Genomic DNA, 15879 nt, shown 5'->3' on the forward strand with positions numbered 1-15879 from the left:
GTGGATTCGGTACAATCCCGCTCTTATCACCGCATTTTGACAAGCTCATAAAAGAAAACAGACCATGTTTGAAATTAATCCGGTAAAAAACCGCATTCAGGACCTCACGGAGCGCTCTGACGTTCTTAGGGGGTATCTTTGACTACGATGCCAAGAAAGAGCGTCTCGAAGAAGTAAACGCCGAGCTGGAACAGCCGGACGTCTGGAACGAACCTGAGCGCGCGCAGGCGCTGGGTAAAGAGCGTTCTTCCCTCGAAGCCATCGTAGATACGCTGGATCAAATGGCGCAGGGTCTGGAAGATGTTTCTGGGCTGCTGGAGCTGGCTGTCGAAGCCGACGACGAAGAAACCTTTAACGAAGCCGTGGCAGAGCTCGACGTGCTGGAAGAGAAGCTGGCGCAGCTGGAATTCCGTCGCATGTTCTCCGGCGAATACGATAGCGCTGACTGCTATCTCGATATTCAGGCAGGTTCTGGCGGTACCGAAGCACAGGACTGGGCGAGCATGCTGATGCGCATGTACCTGCGCTGGGCGGAAGCGCGCGGTTTCAAAACCGAGATTATCGAAGAATCCGAAGGTGAAGTGGCGGGTATCAAATCCGTCACCATCAAGATTATTGGCGATTACGCCTACGGCTGGCTACGTACTGAAACCGGCGTTCACCGCCTGGTGCGTAAGAGCCCGTTCGATTCCGGCGGCCGTCGTCACACCTCCTTCAGCTCCGCGTTTGTCTACCCGGAAGTGGATGAAGATATCGATATCGACATCAACCCGGCGGACCTGCGTATCGACGTTTACCGCGCATCCGGCGCGGGTGGTCAGCACGTTAACCGTACGGAATCTGCGGTGCGTATTACCCACATTCCAACCGGGCTGGTAACACAGTGCCAGAACGACCGTTCCCAGCATAAGAACAAAGACCAGGCCATGAAGCAGATGAAAGCGAAGCTTTATGAGCTGGAGATGCAGAAGAAAAATGCTGAGAAGCAGGCGATGGAAGACAACAAGTCCGATATCGGCTGGGGCAGCCAGATCCGTTCTTACGTCCTTGATGACTCCCGCATCAAAGACCTGCGCACCGGGGTTGAAACCCGTAACACGCAGGCGGTGCTGGACGGCAGCCTGGACCAATTTATCGAAGCAAGTTTGAAAGCAGGGTTATGAGGAACCAACATGTCTGAACAACAAGCACAGGGCGCTGACGCGGTAGTCGATCTTAACAACGAACTGAAAACCCGCCGCGAGAAGCTGGCAGCGCTGCGCGAGCAGGGCGTGCCGTTCCCGAACGATTTTCGTCGTGACCACACCTCAGACCAACTGCACGCAGACTTCGACGGTAAAGAGAACGAAGAGCTGGAAGCGCTGAACGTTGAAGTGTCCGTGGCGGGCCGCATGATGACCCGTCGTATCATGGGTAAAGCGTCCTTCGTGACCTTACAGGACGTTGGCGGCCGCATTCAGCTGTACGTCTCTCGTGACGACCTGCCGGAAGGCATCTACAACGAGCAGTTCAAGAAGTGGGACCTGGGCGACATCCTGGGCGCTAAAGGTAAACTGTTCAAAACCAAGACCGGTGAACTGTCTATCCACTGCACCGAGCTGCGTCTTCTGACCAAAGCCCTGCGCCCGCTGCCGGACAAGTTCCACGGTTTGCAGGATCAGGAAGCGCGCTATCGTCAGCGTTACCTGGATCTCATCTCTAACGATGAATCCCGTAAGACCTTCAAAATTCGCTCCCAGATCATGGCCGGCATTCGCCAGTTCATGGTTAACCGCGACTTTATGGAAGTAGAAACCCCGATGATGCAGGTGATCCCAGGTGGAGCCTCCGCTCGTCCGTTCATCACCCATCACAACGCCCTGGACCTGGACATGTACCTGCGTATCGCGCCGGAACTGTACCTGAAGCGTCTGGTGGTCGGCGGTTTTGACCGCGTGTTCGAGATCAACCGTAACTTCCGTAACGAAGGTATCTCCGTACGTCATAACCCCGAGTTCACCATGATGGAACTCTATATGGCCTATGCGGATTACAAAGATTTGATCGAGCTGACCGAATCCCTGTTCCGCACCCTGGCGCAGGACATTCTGGGCACCACCCAGGTACCTTACGGTGAAGAGGTGTTCGACTTCGGCAAGCCGTTCGAAAAACTGACCATGCGCGAAGCGATCAAGAAATACCGTCCTGAAACCAATATGGCGGATCTGGATAACTTCGACTCTGCGAAAGCGATCGCTGAAAGCATCGGTATTAAGGTTGAGAAGAGCTGGGGCCTGGGCCGTATCGTGACCGAGATCTTCGAAGAAGTGGCCGAAGCGCACCTGATTCAGCCTACCTTCATCACCGAATACCCGGCGGAAGTGTCTCCGCTGGCGCGTCGTAATGACGAGAACCCGGAAATCACTGACCGCTTCGAATTCTTCATCGGGGGCCGCGAAATCGGTAACGGCTTTAGCGAGCTGAACGATGCAGAAGATCAGGCGCAGCGCTTCCAGGATCAGGTTAACGCGAAAGCGGCAGGCGATGACGAAGCGATGTTCTTCGACGAAGACTACGTGACCGCGCTGGAGCACGGCCTGCCGCCGACGGCTGGCCTGGGTATTGGTATCGACCGTATGGTGATGCTGTTCACCAACAGCCACACCATCCGCGACGTGATCCTGTTCCCGGCGATGCGTCCGGTGAAATAAGCCGTTAAGACGTAAAAAAAGCCCCGTGCGTTTATCGCCGGGGCTTTTTTATTGCGCCGCGAAGGCGCTGAGTTTTTCACGCGCAGTGTTCGCTTCTTGCACCATCCACGGGCTAAATGCCCACGGTGTGGCGTCCAGCGCGCGGAATAGCGCGTCCAGCTCCACCCACTGATATTCCATCACTTCATCGTCATTGATTGCGAGGGTATTCGTTACGCGGGCGGCATAGACCGGGCAGATTTCGTTTTCAACGATCCCTGACGGGTCGGCTTCACGGTAGCGGAACTCCGGGGCAATGGGGGTGATGTCTGTGATTTCGGCGCCGACTTCAAAGCGGCAGCGGCGGATAATCGCCTGCTCTGTCGCTTCGTCGGCCTGTGGATGACCGCAAACGGAGTTGGTCCATACGCCGGGCCAGGCTTTTTTACTTAAGGCGCGACGGGTGATCAGACATTCTCCGTTAGCGTTAAACAGCCATGAAGAGAAGGCCAGGTGTAGCGGGGTGTGTGACGTGTGCGCGGCGTACTTCTCCTGAGTGCCAATCACTTTTCCCTGGTCATTTACCAAAATAACGTGTTCTTGAATACTCATTGATGCTCCAGTGCCAAAATGCTTAATGGTTCAGCACCATCAGCGGAATTATTATACTGCATTCTTATGCGCACGGTTTGGCCCACAGAGCGGAAAAGGGCATGACCCGCATCAGTTTGGGCTGCTATCATAGTGCGCCATTCACGCTGACCGAGGAGCTGTTTTGTTTGCAGGAAGCCTGACGAGAAACCCGATCATTGCCGTTTTCTGCCTGACGCTGACGCTACTTGTAGCAGGATGCTCGGGGAGTAAATCTTCGGATATGGGCAGTTATTCCGGTGCAGTCTATACCGTTAAGCGCGGGGACACGCTCTACCGCATCTCACGCGCCACGGGAACCAGCGTGAAGGAGCTGGCGCGCCTGAATAATATTTCTCCACCGTATACTATTGAGGTAGGGCAGAAGCTCAAGGTTAACGGCGGTTCTTCCTCAGGGAAAAAGTCCTCAACGCGTAAAACAGCCAAAGTCACGCCATCCTATCAGGTGCCTAAATCATCCTGGCCGCCGGTCGGTCAGCGCTGCTGGATCTGGCCTGCAAGCGGAAAAGTGGTTGCGCCGTACTCGCTCTCGGAAGGTGGCAATAAAGGTATTGATATCGCTGCCGCACGCGGCACGCCGGTTTACGCTTCAGGGGCCGGGAAGGTGGTCTATGTCGGTAACCAGCTTCGTGGATACGGTAACCTGATCATGATTAAGCATGGTGAGGACTACATTACTGCTTATGCGCATAACGACACGATGCTGGTCAATAACGGGCAGAACGTGAAGGCGGGGCAGAAGATTGCGACCATGGGCAGTACCGGGACGGATACGGTGAAGCTGCACTTCCAGATCCGCTATAAGGCCACAGCCATCGATCCGCAGCGTTATCTTCCGGCGCAGGGCAGTAAGCCGAAATGCTAAGTGATTATTTAATCGCCACTTAGTGGGGTAAAGGCTTGTATGAAGAGGCGTAAGGTCTATAATGCCTTACGCACCTCAAAGCGGGCGTAGTTCAATGGTAGAACGAGAGCTTCCCAAGCTCTATACGAGGGTTCGATTCCCTTCGCCCGCTCCAGTCTCCTCATAAATTAACAAGTTATAATTTATCAGTTAGTTACTTTGCTCCGCTTTAGCAGGTACAACTAAAACTACCCAATGTTCTATGCCCGTATCTGGCGTCGCGTGACAGGGTCTGTAGTACAAGGAAACATATCATCCACGCTGGCGGTGGTTCCAGTTTCTTACCGCGACAGCACAACAACGAACTAAAAGCCGCATATCTGGCATAACTCCCGAAAACAGGTTTATGGTGATAACGTACCTACAAACGACATGTAGGATCTATCAGCGTTTCAGCCACGCTCCCGCAAGGGTACACGGTTATCCTGATAAGGTGTGATCCCTCTGACAGTCTGATGTTGTCGCCTAACGGCTCCACTTGTTGCTGTATCACCAACGGGGCTTTATGGCTTCTATTGTCTGAAATCTGATTCATTGGACAAACATCATGTGGATTGCTGTAAAGTTCATCAGTATGATTGCTTGCACAATCAGCGATTGGGAAAACACTTCTGGGAGATAAGGGACGAGACGATATGAAAGTGACTGATGAGGCTTTGTTACGTTCAGGGTTTACGCAGCCCGAATTGCAGAAGATAAAAAGCAACATTGAAAAATATGGAGGAACGCTTGGAGAGGCCATAAATGACCTCGCTAGGCGATTTGTTACCTTGGCGGGAGTGGTGGCTGTGTGTGCCTTAATCCTACTGCTACTTATCGTCTTCAGCTCACCTGATAGAGCAGTTGCATGGGGGCTGGCGATGATCTTTGGGGTTGCCATTATGTCCTTCGCGCAGCCGCCGGTAATTTCCTATAAATCCTGGCGTTACCGAAAAACTATCAAGGATTAACTGGTTCCATTTTCGGTTGTCAATAGATCGAAAATCACTTTTGCTTTAACACCATAACCGACAATCTTCATTGTTAGCTTAGGAGTGCTCATTGTGCTGACTTTGCGATAGTAATCGTGTGGAAGCCAGCGAAATAATCTCCAGGCTCCAGTTTTTCGAGCGAGTCCTACAATGCTGTACACACTGGCACCGAGAGTAACACCATTATAGAGAGCCAAGCCCGTGTTAGGATTAAATCCCATGAACTGGGCCGTATGCATCGCGGAGTCAGCAATGATACCTTGCGAGGGTTTATGTCCTTCTGGCTGATCAAAGTTGAGCACTTCTTTCGTTAATCCGTTCATTCCATCGGCAATCAGGACTGCCCCAGCCAGCATACCAATCGGCCCCATAGTGGATAACATCATAAAGCCACCAAAGAGAACCACGCCTGATAGCACCACGTTTACGGCGGATATAACATAACCGACGATTTTATTATTTTCCTTAACAAACTCGACCTTCGCGTAAAGCTGTGCGGCTCTGGTTCTTAACAGGCGTTCTTGTTCGTGTAGATTATCTGTTTCAGCACGCAGATTTTTGATGCATGCAATGCATTCTTCATCGGTTTTAGCTCGTCGTGCTGTTTCAAATTCTTTATCTACAACCTGTTTTATCTCTTCGACAAACTTGATACGTGTAAGACCATCTTGCAAATAGAATGCTGACAGCCGGTTTGCTGTTTCGACGAGTTTCCGGGCCTCTAGATTCACCCATGGTATCTGACCATGTTCTGTTCCAGCCCCTGTTAAGCAACGCAATATCCATTAAAGACTCCTTCCCAAAATGTGTCTGGTCATTTTAGGTGCAATAAGGTCGAAGACCATAGGAAATACTTTCACAACCCACCCCCGTGGGTGTCCCGTCTCTTTATCCTCCCAGTTTACTTCCTCCTGCTTAAAATATCCCCGGCTCTATTATAGATCCGCTGAGTGGAACGATTAACCGCCTAATAATTTCACTGGATCTGCATGAAATATTCTGGTGTTGCCACTGCGTCACACCGCTTTGCTTACGCTGCAATTTGCCTCGCTTTATTGCAACAGGCACAAAGCTCTCTTTTCGTAGTAAAAAGCCTTCTTTTGTTAAACAAGGAATCACCCATGGCATAACACGCTAAGTTGCACATTTCCTGTACCCTGGATACCCTGAGATTAATCCTAATAACTCAAGGGTGAGTATGGCTACCGGGAAGAGAAAGAACCAAAAGGAATCACCTGAAGAAGAGTTAGATCGCTTGCTGGATGAGCTTGAACTCACAGAGGAGCAACGGGAGTTTATCGAATCCATGCGGGAGGATAAGGGCGATCCCAGTAGTGAGTAACGCTTGCCTTCAGCCGAACGAATACGAATGGCCGCATAACGGCATTGTAAAGATTTTTTCTCCTCACGAGGGCTTTCCGTCAGCGTCGATGGCTCAGCGTACCGTGCCAGAAATTGTCCTGAAATGATGCGGTATTCAGACCGGATCGAACTACTATTCATTATGATTTATCAATGCATTATACCCTGACCATGTGCATGTAAAATCGCGGAGCCGGGAGAGTTGACGGCAATGTAAAAGAAATCATGAGGAAAGAAATATGGCTGCTACAAACGGTATGATTGATACTGATGACGCTGTAATTTTACTCATCGACCATCAGAGTGGCTTATTCAACACGGTACGTGATGTGCCTGTACCAGACCTTCGTAATTATGTGACAGCGATAGCCAAAGTTGCCACGCTTTTAAATATCCCGGTGATCACCACGGCCTCTGTTCCTGACGGTCCCAATGGCCCGCTCATCCCGGAAATTCACAAATATGCACCCCATGCCGTGTATGTTCCACGCACCGGGCAGATTAATACCTGGGATAATCCGGCGTTTGTGAAGGAAGTGGAAAAGACGGGCAGAAAGACCCTGATTATTGCCGGCACGCTCACCAGCGTCTGCATGGCGTTCCCTGCGGTTAGCGCTGTCCACGAGGGGTATAAGGTTTACTGTGTTGTGGATGCCTCGGGGAACTGGTCCAAAATCGCGACCGATACCACCATCGCGCGCGTGGCTCAGGCGGGGGCGATCCCTACCGATACGTTTGCCATTGTCGCTGAATTAATGAGAACCTGGAACCGCGAGGAAGGTTCTCGCTTTGCTGAGATCCTGGCAGAGCATGTCTGTCCGGAATATAAGTGCCTGATTGAAAGTTTCGGCAAAGCTCAGGAAATTGCCAGAACGGGCCCGGAAACCAATCTGGAGCATTATAAGTAAGTCCTAATAAACATGTATAAAAGTTGCTGGATTTTATCGTCCTGTACCTGAGCGTATTACAGGTGCAGGACGTAGCGGCGTCGTATTCCGGACGTCGCTGAATTGTCAGAGATATTAAGAGGGGCTGAACCGCGCATAATTTAAAATTAAACCCTCTTTCTTTTTACGTAATCAATCGCCCCTGTTATATCTGTCGGCAAATTTTTTATTTCCCGGACCACAGATGAAAACACGACTCCTCCTGTGCGCTGGCGTATTAGCTGTCTCCAGTGCCCATGCCAGCGCCCTCTATTTTTATGAAGCCGGCACCGAAGATACCGCGCTTGCCGGAGCAGGGCAGGCGGCTCGTGCGAAGGACGCCTCGACAATCATGACCAACCCGGCTGGCATGACGCGCTTACCGGATCATATGGTCACCGGTGGGTTACAGGTTATGGATGGCTCCATCGACAACCAGCTGGATAACGATGCCCATCAAAGCCCCGGCGATGTGATGAAAACCATCCCGAATGCCAGCGCCTTTTATAGCCAGAAGATAAACGATGATCTTTATGCCGGGATCGGGCTTTACGGTAATTACGGCCTGGGGATCGACTACGGCAGCTGGGCGGGCGACAGGTTGATTAAAAAGAGTACCATGGTAGCCATGACGCTCAGCCCCTCGCTGGCCTATAAGCTTAACGACCGTCTTTCGATTGGCGCGTCCGCCAACGTTAACTACGGTTACTTCTCGCTGACTCGCAGCGTTAACGATGATGACTACCAGCGACGCGATGAAGACCTGGCCATGAGCTATCGGCTTGGGCTGCTGATGCAGCTAACTGACCAGACCCGAGCCGGTATTACCTGGAACAGCGAAACGGACTTCAGCTTCAATATTGACGGCAACGCGCGTCTACAGAACGGCACCTACGACCTGCCGTTGTCGGCACAGATCAGCGCGCCGCAGCAAATCATGCTCAGTCTGGTGCATGATATTAACCCGCGGTGGTCGGTTATGGGCGATCTCGGCTGGCAGGACTGGAGCCAGTTCGGCGCGCCGCAAATCGTCGTCGGGGACCAGCAGCTGAACAACGTCAGCCGCCTGAAGGACACGTGGCACGGTGCGGTGGGCGTGCAGTATCGTCCAACGCCTCAGTGGCGACTGAATGCCGGTGTGGCGTTCGACAGCTCGCCGTATGAAAGCCAGAGCGATGTGGCCTTAACCTTACCTACCGGCGATGAGTGGCGATTTGGCACGGGGGCCCAGTATCAGATCACCCCGGCCAGCAATATTGGTATTGCCGTGTCGTATCTTCATATGCAGTCGTCGCATGTGAAATCGCCGGTGGCGTTTGCCGGAAGTTACGACCATCCTTATCTTTGGTTTGCCAGCGTCAACTACAGCTATCAGTTTTGATCGGCTAACCGCTTAAAATATATGGTCTATAATGGCAGATATTGAATGTCAGAAGGTTGTACCATGCATATTTTACCGCCTGTTCGACCCGAAAAATCCATCGAACGACTGACCGCTATCCTTGAGCCGATAGCGGAGAAAGTGCACGTTGTTCCGCGTAAGCGACTCACCTGGTTACGGAAGGGGAAACAGCAGATGTACCTCTTTCTGGAAGGGGAGTTATCCCTGCTGCGGGCTTCGGATGGACTGGTGGTAGTGACCGTTTACGAGCCGCATTTGTTTGGTATTGCAGAGATGATCCAGCCTACGCAGGGGCATCTTCTCCGTGCGGAAAGGGAGTCGACTATTTTACGTCTCGATGCGGACAAGGCGGCTGAGTTGTTTCGCGCCGAGGGCGTCTGGGAGGATGTCGCCGCGCTGCTTTCATACCATACGGCCTATTTAATATTTCGTGATGCACAGGTACTCCAGCAGCGTACCTATTCCGTTATTCGTAACCACCTTCAGGAAATGATTTTGCTCCCGGAAGAGACGCGTCTGCGTACCACGATTCTGGAATATATTCAGGATCGTACACTGCTCTCTCGCAGCAGTATACTCAATGTATTATCCGCCCTTAAGCAGGGAGAATATATCTCCTTTAAGCGCGGCGGATACCTGCTTGAAGTCAGACATTTACCCGAATCATTCTAGCGGAAGTTTAAAATTAAACAGAAATGGAATTAACGCTGCCGTTAATTTTCTATATCGTTTGCTTTCTCAGATTTAACTTTATCAAGTAAACGGTATTTTTATGAAAAAGACAGTTATCGCATTAATTGTGGCTAATGTATTTACCGCCACTTCCGCCTTCGCCGCCGCGGATGCGGGCACCTGGTATAGCGGGGCGAAATTCGGCTGGTCTCACTATTTTGATACCAATATGGGTTCAAAAGCGTTTGAGAACACGCATTCCGACCACTTCGATTTTGACCATGATAATGTCGGCGGGGGTGTTTATACGGGTTATCAGATTACCCCATGGCTTGCGGTAGAAGGCGGTTATGATTATTTAGGCAACATGCAGATTAAAGGCCAGCATGGCGCAGGGGCGCAAATGAAAACTCAGGGCCTGCAACTGTCTCTGAAGGCCAGTTATGCCCTGGCCAATGACTGGGATATTTACGGCCGTGCCGGTGCAATGGGCTATCGCGCTGAATCCGATGTAAGTGGCCACAATCGTTTTGAAACCGGTGTGCGCCCGCTTGCTGCCGTGGGTACTGAATACGCCTTCAATAAAAACTGGGCGGGCCGCCTGGAGTATCAGTGGGTAAGCAACGTGGGCAATGTTAACCAGATCGGCGTGAGCAGCGACCTGAGTTCCGTCACCGCAGGGCTTAGCTATCGCTTTGGTCAGTACGACTGATGCCCGTGATATGCCCATTAATAAAAACCCGGCTGCTTAAGTTGCCGGGTTTTTTGTTTTCAGCTGGTGAATAACGGTTCAAGAACGATATGAATATTTTGCAGACCCGTGACATTATTATCTTTCAGATATTGCTGATTAACCATATCTAGCTGTTCCAGCTTGGTCAGCGAGGCATAGACGCGTTGAACGGCACTGTCCGCAACAAAAATTTCTTTTGCGGTGGTGTCCTGTAGATACTGTGATTTTACGCTGCGCGTTAGGGTCTCGATCTGCTGTTTATTTTCCTGATAAAGAGACGCGATATGCGATATCTGTACCTGCGGCGGTTTTTCCCCCGGCAACACCAGTGGAATTTGCAGATGATTAATTTTTTCAACATTGTCTGGTTGGGGAGAACTACAGGCTGTTAATGTGCTGAGGGTTAATACAGCGAAAAAGAACGGCAGGCTCTTCATCGAATCACTCCGGGGAAATAACTGGACTCAGCATTATCCCTGAAGGCCGCAGCGACGAAAGAATTAACTTATTTATTTATAAACGTTAATTTCATAGGTTAAAGATAAGCCTGGTGATAGCCTCCTTTCCCCCCATGTACCGCCAGCGTAAATATAACTCCTCGAGGAAGTATGAAATTTAAAACTCTCGTTAGTGCGATGGCCGTTGCTGGTCTGCTATTAGTCTCGTTGACCTCATTGCCTGTCCTGGCACAAAAGGAAGGGAAGGGAGCCACTGCCCATACGAAAGAGATGAATGATGCACTTTATGGTCAACTGCCCTTCTTTGATAAGACCGATTTCCGAAATGCGCACAAAGGCTTTATTGCCCCGCTGCCAGCCGCGGTGATTAAAGACGAAAAAGGCGCCGTTATCTGGAACCCCCAGAAATACGCTTTTATCAAAGAAGGGCAAAAAGCGCCGGATACCGTCAACCCGAGCCTGTGGCGTCAGGCGCAGCTGAATAATATTGGCGGTCTGTTTGAGGTCACGGAAGGCGTCTACCAGATCCGCAACCTCGATCTGTCGAATATGACGATTATAGAGGGCAAAGAGGGGATCACGGTTATCGATCCGCTGGTGTCTGCGGAAACGGCCAAAGCGGGCATGGATCTTTACGTTAAGCATCGCGGCAAACGCCCGGTTGTTGCCGTTATTTATACCCATAGTCATGTCGATCATTATGGTGGCGTGCGTGGCGTAGTCGATGAAGCGGGAGTGATGACCGGCAAAGTGAAAGTCTATGCTCCAGCAGGTTTTATGGAAGAGGCGGTATCGGAAAATATCATGGCCGGAAATGCCATCAGCCGCCGTGCCAGTTATATCTACGGAAACCTGTTAAAGGCCAATGTAAAAGGTCAGATAGGAGCGGGTCTGGGGACGACCACCTCAGCGGGGACGGTCACGCTTATCGCGCCCACTCACGCCATTACCAAAGACGGGCAGAAAGAGATCATCGACGGTCTCACCTATGATTTTATGCTGGCGCCGGGGTCGGAAGCGCCGTCTGAAATGCTCTGGTATGTGGAAGAGAAAAAGCTGATTCAAGCAGCAGAGAACGTCACTCACACCCTGCACAATACCTACTCGCTGCGCGGGGCGAAAATACACGATCCGCTGGCATGGTCAAAGTACATCAATAACGCTCTCGATCGTTGGGGTGATAAAGCGGAAATCATTATCGCGCAGCACCGCTGGCCCACGTGGGGTAACAAAAAAGTGGTGAAGCTGATGAAAAGCCAGCGTGATATCTACCGCTATATCAACGACCAGACGCTCAGACTGGCGAATAAGGGGCTGACGAGGGATGAAATAGCCGCAAATTTCGCCCTGCCTTACGGACTGGCTAAATCCTGGGCAGGCCGTGGCTATTACGGCTCGGTAAGCAACAACGTCAAAGCCACCTATGTCTACTATCTTGGCTGGTTCGACGGCAATCCGGCGACGCTCGATGAACTGCCTCCGGTCGAGGCGGCGAAAAAGTATGTCGATTACATGGGCGGAGCCCGCGCGATCCTTGAAAAAGCCCGGGTTGATTATGCCCGGGGGAATTATCGCTGGGTGGCTCAGGTGGTCAGTAAAGTCGTTTTTGCCGATCCGAATAATAAGGCGGCGCGCGAACTGGTAGCCGATGCGTTTGAACAGCTGGGATACCATGCGGAGTCAGGGCCGTGGCGTAACGCCTACCTCACCGGTGCGCAAGAGTTGCGTAACGGCGTGAAGATAAAGCCGACGCCCAAAAACGCCAGCCCGGATGCGGTCCGTGCCATGTCAACTGAGATGATTTTTGACTACTTCGGCGTTCACCTTAACGGCGTCAGAGCGGCGAATGCCAGAGGCATTTTTAACGTTGATTTAGGCCGCGAGGGCGGCAGGCACAAGCTGGAGCTGGAGAATGGCGTGCTGAACCATAGCGCCAACGCTCAGGCAGAAGATCCGGATGCAACCATTACGCTCAGCCGCGAAACGCTGAACAAAATCATCCTTAAGGAAACCACGCTGAAAAAGGCGCAACAGGCAGGAGAGGTGACGATCGTCGGCAACGCCGCGAAGGTGAACGAAATGCTGCGCTGCATGGAGAGCTTCAGCTTCTGGTTTCCTGTCGTCACCCCTTAAAAGTAAAAAAGGCTGCTTTCGCAGCCTTTTTCGTCAAATGACGCCGTCGCCGCCGTCTGAACACCAGACCTGCCCGGAGGTGTATGAACACTCATCCGAGGCCAGAGTGACATACAGCGGTGCGATCTCCACGGGCTGTCCCGGGCGTCCCAGAGGGGTACTCTTGCCAAAATGTTTCACTTTCTCCTGTGGCTGCCCACCGCTGGGCTGGAGCACGGTCCAGTAAGGTCCGGGCGCTACCGCGTTCACGCGGATCCCTTTCGGACCCAGCTGTTTCGCCAGCGCTTTGGTAAACACCGCGAGACAGGCTTTGGTCTGCGCATAGTCAAGCAGTACGGCGCTCGGTTTTACCGCCTGAACGGAGGAGGTGTTAATGATGGAAGCGGGAGCTTTCATGTGGCGCAACGCCGCCTTTGTGATCCAGAAAGGCGCATAGACGTTGGTCTTAAAGGTCGCGTCAAAATCTTCCGTAGTCAGTTCTTCCAGCGACTCACGATACTGCTGGCGGCCTGCGTTATTCACCAGGATATCCAGCCCGCCCAGTTTTGAGACGGCCTGCTCCACCAGGTTCTGACAAAAAGTTTCGTCGCGCACATCGCCCGGAAGCGCGACGGCGTTCCGTCCTTCCGCTTTAATCAGGGCGATGACTTCCGCTGCGTCTTCTTCCTCTTCCGGCAAATAGTTAATGGCGACATCTGCCCCTTCGCGGGCATAGGCAATGGCTACCGCGCGTCCGATGCCGGAATCGCCCCCGGTAATTAGCGCCTTCTTACCGGCAAGACGTCCATGCCCTTTGTAGCTCTTCTCGCCGTGGTCGGGTACGGGTTCCATTTCTGAGGACAGGCCCGGCGGCGTCTGGGGTTGCTTCGGGAAAGGTGGCGTTGGGTAAGCGTTCGTACGTTGTTCATTATCACTCATAGCTAACTCCTTGTTAGGGGTGAGATTTGATGGATAGTTACAGCGTTAACGCTTCGCTGAATTATTTTTGCAAGTGGCTGACCCGGACTACGGGTGGGGATGATTTTTTATCGAGCGAGCCGCTAATACTGATCATGTTGTCAGGTTCCACGGTTCTGTCGTCAAATACGGCTTTCGGGATAATAACGTCGATTTTCCCGGTTTTATCCTGGAATACGTATTTATCGCCATTGCCATCAATAAGATTGCCGCGCAGTGAAATAGAGGCGCCATCATGCATCTCTTTCGCCTGAGTAATGGTCATAATGCGCGCATCATCGGTACCACGATAACCGCTGTCCAACGCATGCGGCGGTGGCGGCGCGTCACCCTTTTGTAACCCGCCGTTATTATCTGCCCAGGCAGTAGGGATAATTAATATTAACAAAGCTGAAATCACTGATAATTTCATCTGATATCCTTCATTTTGGATGTCTTGACTTATGAAGTATTGTTGCTATTTCTTTATGTGGCAAATGTGATAAGTCTTAAAAGCATTTTCACAGAGAAATCAAAAATTTCGGCAATTAAGCGAAACGGTGACGACTGCCATGGAACCAAAAAATGAAAAAGTGCCTGGGATAAAAGAGAGTTATCGTTTACTGACGTTTGAGTACGCATTTCGTCAGGTGGGTTTTATTGTGCTGTTAGCTATTATCGTGGCGGCAATTGCCGGGCTGTTTTCAAGCGGTGTGGTCAGCGACGTGGAGAAAACAAACGATGCAAAAACCCTGGCCCTGAGCTATGAGCGCTTCGGTCGCCGCCAGACCGAATCGCGGATGGCGCTGACGTTTCCGGTGACGTCTGAGGGGAAATATACCCTCAGCCTGACCAGCGAAAGCAGCGACGCGTATGAGCCCGGCAGCGTCTGGCCACAACCGGACAGCATGTACAGCCGGGGGAATACCCTGTTTCTCGTCTACGATCGTTTACAACAGACCGATAAATTTACCGTTCTATTATTCATCACGCCGTCAAAAGCAGGGAAGTGGACAAACAGCATCCGCGTAAACAACGAGCCAGATATCCGTTTCTGGCAGTTTATTTACCCCTAGGAGTCGAATATGGACATGGTTTTTCGTGCCCTGGCAATTTACCTGTTTCTGGTCATTGTGTTTAAAGTTGCCGGGCGGCGCGCCCTGCTACAAATGACCAGTTTTGACCTTATTTTGCTCTTAATTATCAGTGAGGCGACACAGCAGGCGCTGCTTGGCGAAGATTTTTCCATCACCGGTGCGATGATTACAATAACAACGCTGGTGGTGGTGGATATTATATTTGGCCTCCTGAAAAAATATTTTTCCACTGTTGAGAATATTCTTGATGGCACGCCGGTGATATTGGTGGAGAACGGTGTCCCCCTTGCCGATAAACTGAAAAAGGTCGATGTATCCTGTGATGATATATTGGTATCAGCCCGCCAGAATCACGGTATTACAGAATTGAAGAAGATAAAATACGCTATTCTTGAGCGTAATGGTCATATTTCTATTATTCCTGACGAAAATTAAGGGCAACGCGATGAGCAATCTTATTCACGACAGTAACAGCACCATCAGCGAGCTGACGAAAAAGCTCGCCACTCAGCTTACGGACAGAGGTTTGCGGTTAACTACCGCAGAGTCCTGTACCGGCGGCAATCTCGCGGTTGCGCTTTGTGCCGAAGAGAACACGGCGGAATTTTATGACGTTGGCATGGTGGTGTTCAGCGATGCGGCGAAGGAGAGGATCCTCGGCGTGCGGCACGAAACCATTGAGCGCTTCACCGCCGTCAGTGAACAAACGGTGACCGAGATGGCCGCTAAAATTCGCGAAATCGCCGAGGCGGATATTGGCCTTGCCATCAGCGGCTATGCGGGACCGGAAGGCGGAGACGATGGCACCGCAGCCGGTACGGTCTGCTTCGGCTGGAATATTCGCGGACAGACGGAAACCCGCACCGTGCTGTTTTCCGGTGAATGTCAGGATGTGGTGGATAAAGCGGTGCGTTATTCCCTGTCTGAACTGATCGAAATACTCTCCGGCTGGGATAACGTCTGAA

17 protein-coding genes, 1 tRNA gene and 1 pseudogene are annotated in these 15879 nt (G+C 51.6%); 14 read left to right on the forward strand and 5 right to left on the reverse strand.

Going from position 1 to position 15879, the window contains the following annotated elements:
* The first annotated feature begins 64 nt into the window (after window positions 1-64).
* Both prfB and lysS read left to right on the forward strand, forming a co-directional pair.
* Window positions 65-1163, forward strand: a protein-coding gene (prfB, locus tag AM329_RS22955; RefSeq protein ID WP_096147815.1) for a peptide chain release factor 2 whose coding sequence is annotated in 2 segments (ribosomal slippage) — window positions 65-139 and window positions 141-1163 — 1098 coding nt in all. Because the reading frame shifts where the segments join, the coding sequence is not laid out codon by codon here.
* A 9-nt stretch (window positions 1164-1172) separates the two neighbouring features.
* A complete protein-coding gene (gene lysS, locus AM329_RS22960; protein ID WP_003863452.1) occupies window positions 1173-2690 on the forward strand; it encodes a lysine--tRNA ligase in 1518 nt (505 codons plus the stop codon).
* Window positions 2691-2738: 48 nt separating this feature from the next.
* On the opposite strand, the gene idi is transcribed toward lysS, so the two are convergent.
* Window positions 2739-3281, reverse strand: a complete 543-nt coding sequence (gene idi, locus AM329_RS22965) for an isopentenyl-diphosphate Delta-isomerase (protein ID WP_003863454.1) — start codon at window positions 3279-3281, stop codon at window positions 2739-2741.
* Between the two features lie 163 nt (window positions 3282-3444).
* Here idi and actS point away from each other — a divergent pair, with 163 nt between their 5' ends.
* The 3 genes from actS to AM329_RS22980 all read left to right on the forward strand — a co-directional run bounded on the left by actS (window position 3445) and on the right by AM329_RS22980 (window position 5174).
* Entirely contained in the window at window positions 3445-4185 is a 741-nt protein-coding gene (gene actS / locus AM329_RS22970) for an amidase activator ActS (RefSeq protein WP_022651807.1), read from the forward strand.
* A gap of 80 nt (window positions 4186-4265) precedes the next feature.
* Window positions 4266-4339 (forward strand) — tRNA-Gly (locus AM329_RS22975).
* Window positions 4340-4859: 520 nt separating this feature from the next.
* On the forward strand, window positions 4860-5174 hold the full coding sequence (locus AM329_RS22980) for a hypothetical protein (RefSeq protein WP_003862882.1): 315 nt from the start codon (window positions 4860-4862) through the stop codon (window positions 5172-5174).
* Here AM329_RS22980 and AM329_RS22985 read toward each other — a convergent pair.
* Window positions 5171-5981 (reverse strand): annotated as a pseudogene (locus tag AM329_RS22985) (DUF4225 domain-containing protein). The gene AM329_RS22980 and the pseudogene AM329_RS22985 sit on opposite strands and share 4 nt — an antisense overlap.
* Before the next feature lie 412 nt (window positions 5982-6393).
* Between AM329_RS22985 and AM329_RS25920 the strand changes: the two are divergent.
* The 5 genes from AM329_RS25920 to AM329_RS23010 all read left to right on the forward strand — a co-directional run bounded on the left by AM329_RS25920 (window position 6394) and on the right by AM329_RS23010 (window position 10269).
* Window positions 6394-6537, forward strand: a complete 144-nt coding sequence (locus AM329_RS25920; protein WP_015571788.1) for a hypothetical protein — start codon at window positions 6394-6396, stop codon at window positions 6535-6537.
* Between the two features lie 259 nt (window positions 6538-6796).
* Window positions 6797-7465 carry an isochorismatase family protein gene (locus AM329_RS22995; RefSeq protein ID WP_032610080.1) on the forward strand — a complete coding sequence of 223 codons (669 nt, stop codon included), beginning with the start codon at window positions 6797-6799 and terminating at the stop codon, window positions 7463-7465.
* 223 nt (window positions 7466-7688) lie between these two features.
* On the forward strand, window positions 7689-8864 hold the full coding sequence (locus AM329_RS23000) for an OmpP1/FadL family transporter (RefSeq protein WP_032610079.1): 1176 nt from the start codon (window positions 7689-7691) through the stop codon (window positions 8862-8864).
* A 63-nt stretch (window positions 8865-8927) separates the two neighbouring features.
* Complete coding sequence (locus tag AM329_RS23005; RefSeq protein WP_003862875.1) at window positions 8928-9557, forward strand: winged helix-turn-helix transcriptional regulator; 630 nt, start codon at window positions 8928-8930, stop codon at window positions 9555-9557.
* 100 nt (window positions 9558-9657) lie between these two features.
* The gene (locus AM329_RS23010) at window positions 9658-10269 is read left to right on the forward strand and encodes an outer membrane beta-barrel protein (RefSeq protein ID WP_032610078.1); all 612 of its coding nucleotides are present in this window, start codon (window positions 9658-9660) and stop codon (window positions 10267-10269) included.
* A 59-nt stretch (window positions 10270-10328) separates the two neighbouring features.
* On the opposite strand, the gene AM329_RS23015 is transcribed toward AM329_RS23010, so the two are convergent.
* A complete protein-coding gene (locus tag AM329_RS23015) occupies window positions 10329-10727 on the reverse strand; it encodes a hypothetical protein (protein WP_023314790.1) in 399 nt (132 codons plus the stop codon).
* Between the two features lie 171 nt (window positions 10728-10898).
* Between AM329_RS23015 and AM329_RS23020 the strand changes: the two genes are divergently transcribed.
* Window positions 10899-12881 carry an alkyl/aryl-sulfatase gene (locus AM329_RS23020; RefSeq protein ID WP_032610076.1) on the forward strand — a complete coding sequence of 661 codons (1983 nt, stop codon included), beginning with the start codon at window positions 10899-10901 and terminating at the stop codon, window positions 12879-12881.
* A gap of 33 nt (window positions 12882-12914) precedes the next feature.
* Here AM329_RS23020 and AM329_RS23025 read toward each other — a convergent pair whose 3' ends face one another.
* Entirely contained in the window at window positions 12915-13799 is an 885-nt protein-coding gene (locus AM329_RS23025; RefSeq protein WP_032610075.1) for an SDR family oxidoreductase, read from the reverse strand.
* A gap of 61 nt (window positions 13800-13860) precedes the next feature.
* Complete coding sequence (locus AM329_RS23030) at window positions 13861-14250, reverse strand: YdeI family stress tolerance OB fold protein (protein ID WP_003862868.1); 390 nt, start codon at window positions 14248-14250, stop codon at window positions 13861-13863.
* 139 nt (window positions 14251-14389) lie between these two features.
* Between AM329_RS23030 and AM329_RS23035 the strand changes: the two genes are divergently transcribed.
* Genes AM329_RS23035 through AM329_RS23045 form a run of 3 tightly spaced genes read left to right on the forward strand, consistent with a single transcriptional unit; the run spans window position 14390 to window position 15878 of the window.
* Entirely contained in the window at window positions 14390-14893 is a 504-nt protein-coding gene (locus AM329_RS23035) for a hypothetical protein (protein WP_032610074.1), read from the forward strand.
* A gap of 9 nt (window positions 14894-14902) precedes the next feature.
* A complete protein-coding gene (locus AM329_RS23040; RefSeq protein WP_003862865.1) occupies window positions 14903-15349 on the forward strand; it encodes a DUF421 domain-containing protein in 447 nt (148 codons plus the stop codon).
* A gap of 10 nt (window positions 15350-15359) precedes the next feature.
* A complete protein-coding gene (locus AM329_RS23045; RefSeq protein ID WP_003862863.1) occupies window positions 15360-15878 on the forward strand; it encodes a 2-oxo-tetronate isomerase in 519 nt (172 codons plus the stop codon).
* Window position 15879: the final 1 nt, after the last annotated feature.

Source organism: Enterobacter cloacae complex sp. AR_0002, from assembly GCF_001922365.1.
GTDB classification, from domain to species: domain Bacteria; phylum Pseudomonadota; class Gammaproteobacteria; order Enterobacterales; family Enterobacteriaceae; genus Enterobacter; species Enterobacter hormaechei_C.

Coding starts and splice junctions, on each gene's coding strand:
- AM329_RS23015 (WP_023314790.1), bottom strand. CDS start 10,727: ATGAAGAGCCTGCCGTTCTTTTTCGCTGTATTAACCCTCAGCACATTA.
- AM329_RS23005 (WP_003862875.1), top strand. CDS start 8,928: ATGCATATTTTACCGCCTGTTCGACCCGAAAAATCCATCGAACGACTG.
- AM329_RS23040 (WP_003862865.1), top strand. CDS start 14,903: ATGGACATGGTTTTTCGTGCCCTGGCAATTTACCTGTTTCTGGTCATT.
- AM329_RS23010 (WP_032610078.1), top strand. CDS start 9,658: ATGAAAAAGACAGTTATCGCATTAATTGTGGCTAATGTATTTACCGCC.
- AM329_RS22980 (WP_003862882.1), top strand. CDS start 4,860: ATGAAAGTGACTGATGAGGCTTTGTTACGTTCAGGGTTTACGCAGCCC.
- AM329_RS23035 (WP_032610074.1), top strand. CDS start 14,390: ATGGAACCAAAAAATGAAAAAGTGCCTGGGATAAAAGAGAGTTATCGT.
- idi (WP_003863454.1), bottom strand. CDS start 3,281: ATGAGTATTCAAGAACACGTTATTTTGGTAAATGACCAGGGAAAAGTG.
- AM329_RS23020 (WP_032610076.1), top strand. CDS start 10,899: ATGAAATTTAAAACTCTCGTTAGTGCGATGGCCGTTGCTGGTCTGCTA.
- AM329_RS22995 (WP_032610080.1), top strand. CDS start 6,797: ATGGCTGCTACAAACGGTATGATTGATACTGATGACGCTGTAATTTTA.
- AM329_RS23025 (WP_032610075.1), bottom strand. CDS start 13,799: ATGAGTGATAATGAACAACGTACGAACGCTTACCCAACGCCACCTTTC.
- AM329_RS23045 (WP_003862863.1), top strand. CDS start 15,360: ATGAGCAATCTTATTCACGACAGTAACAGCACCATCAGCGAGCTGACG.
- AM329_RS23000 (WP_032610079.1), top strand. CDS start 7,689: ATGAAAACACGACTCCTCCTGTGCGCTGGCGTATTAGCTGTCTCCAGT.
- lysS (WP_003863452.1), top strand. CDS start 1,173: ATGTCTGAACAACAAGCACAGGGCGCTGACGCGGTAGTCGATCTTAAC.
- AM329_RS23030 (WP_003862868.1), bottom strand. CDS start 14,250: ATGAAATTATCAGTGATTTCAGCTTTGTTAATATTAATTATCCCTACT.
- AM329_RS25920 (WP_015571788.1), top strand. CDS start 6,394: ATGGCTACCGGGAAGAGAAAGAACCAAAAGGAATCACCTGAAGAAGAG.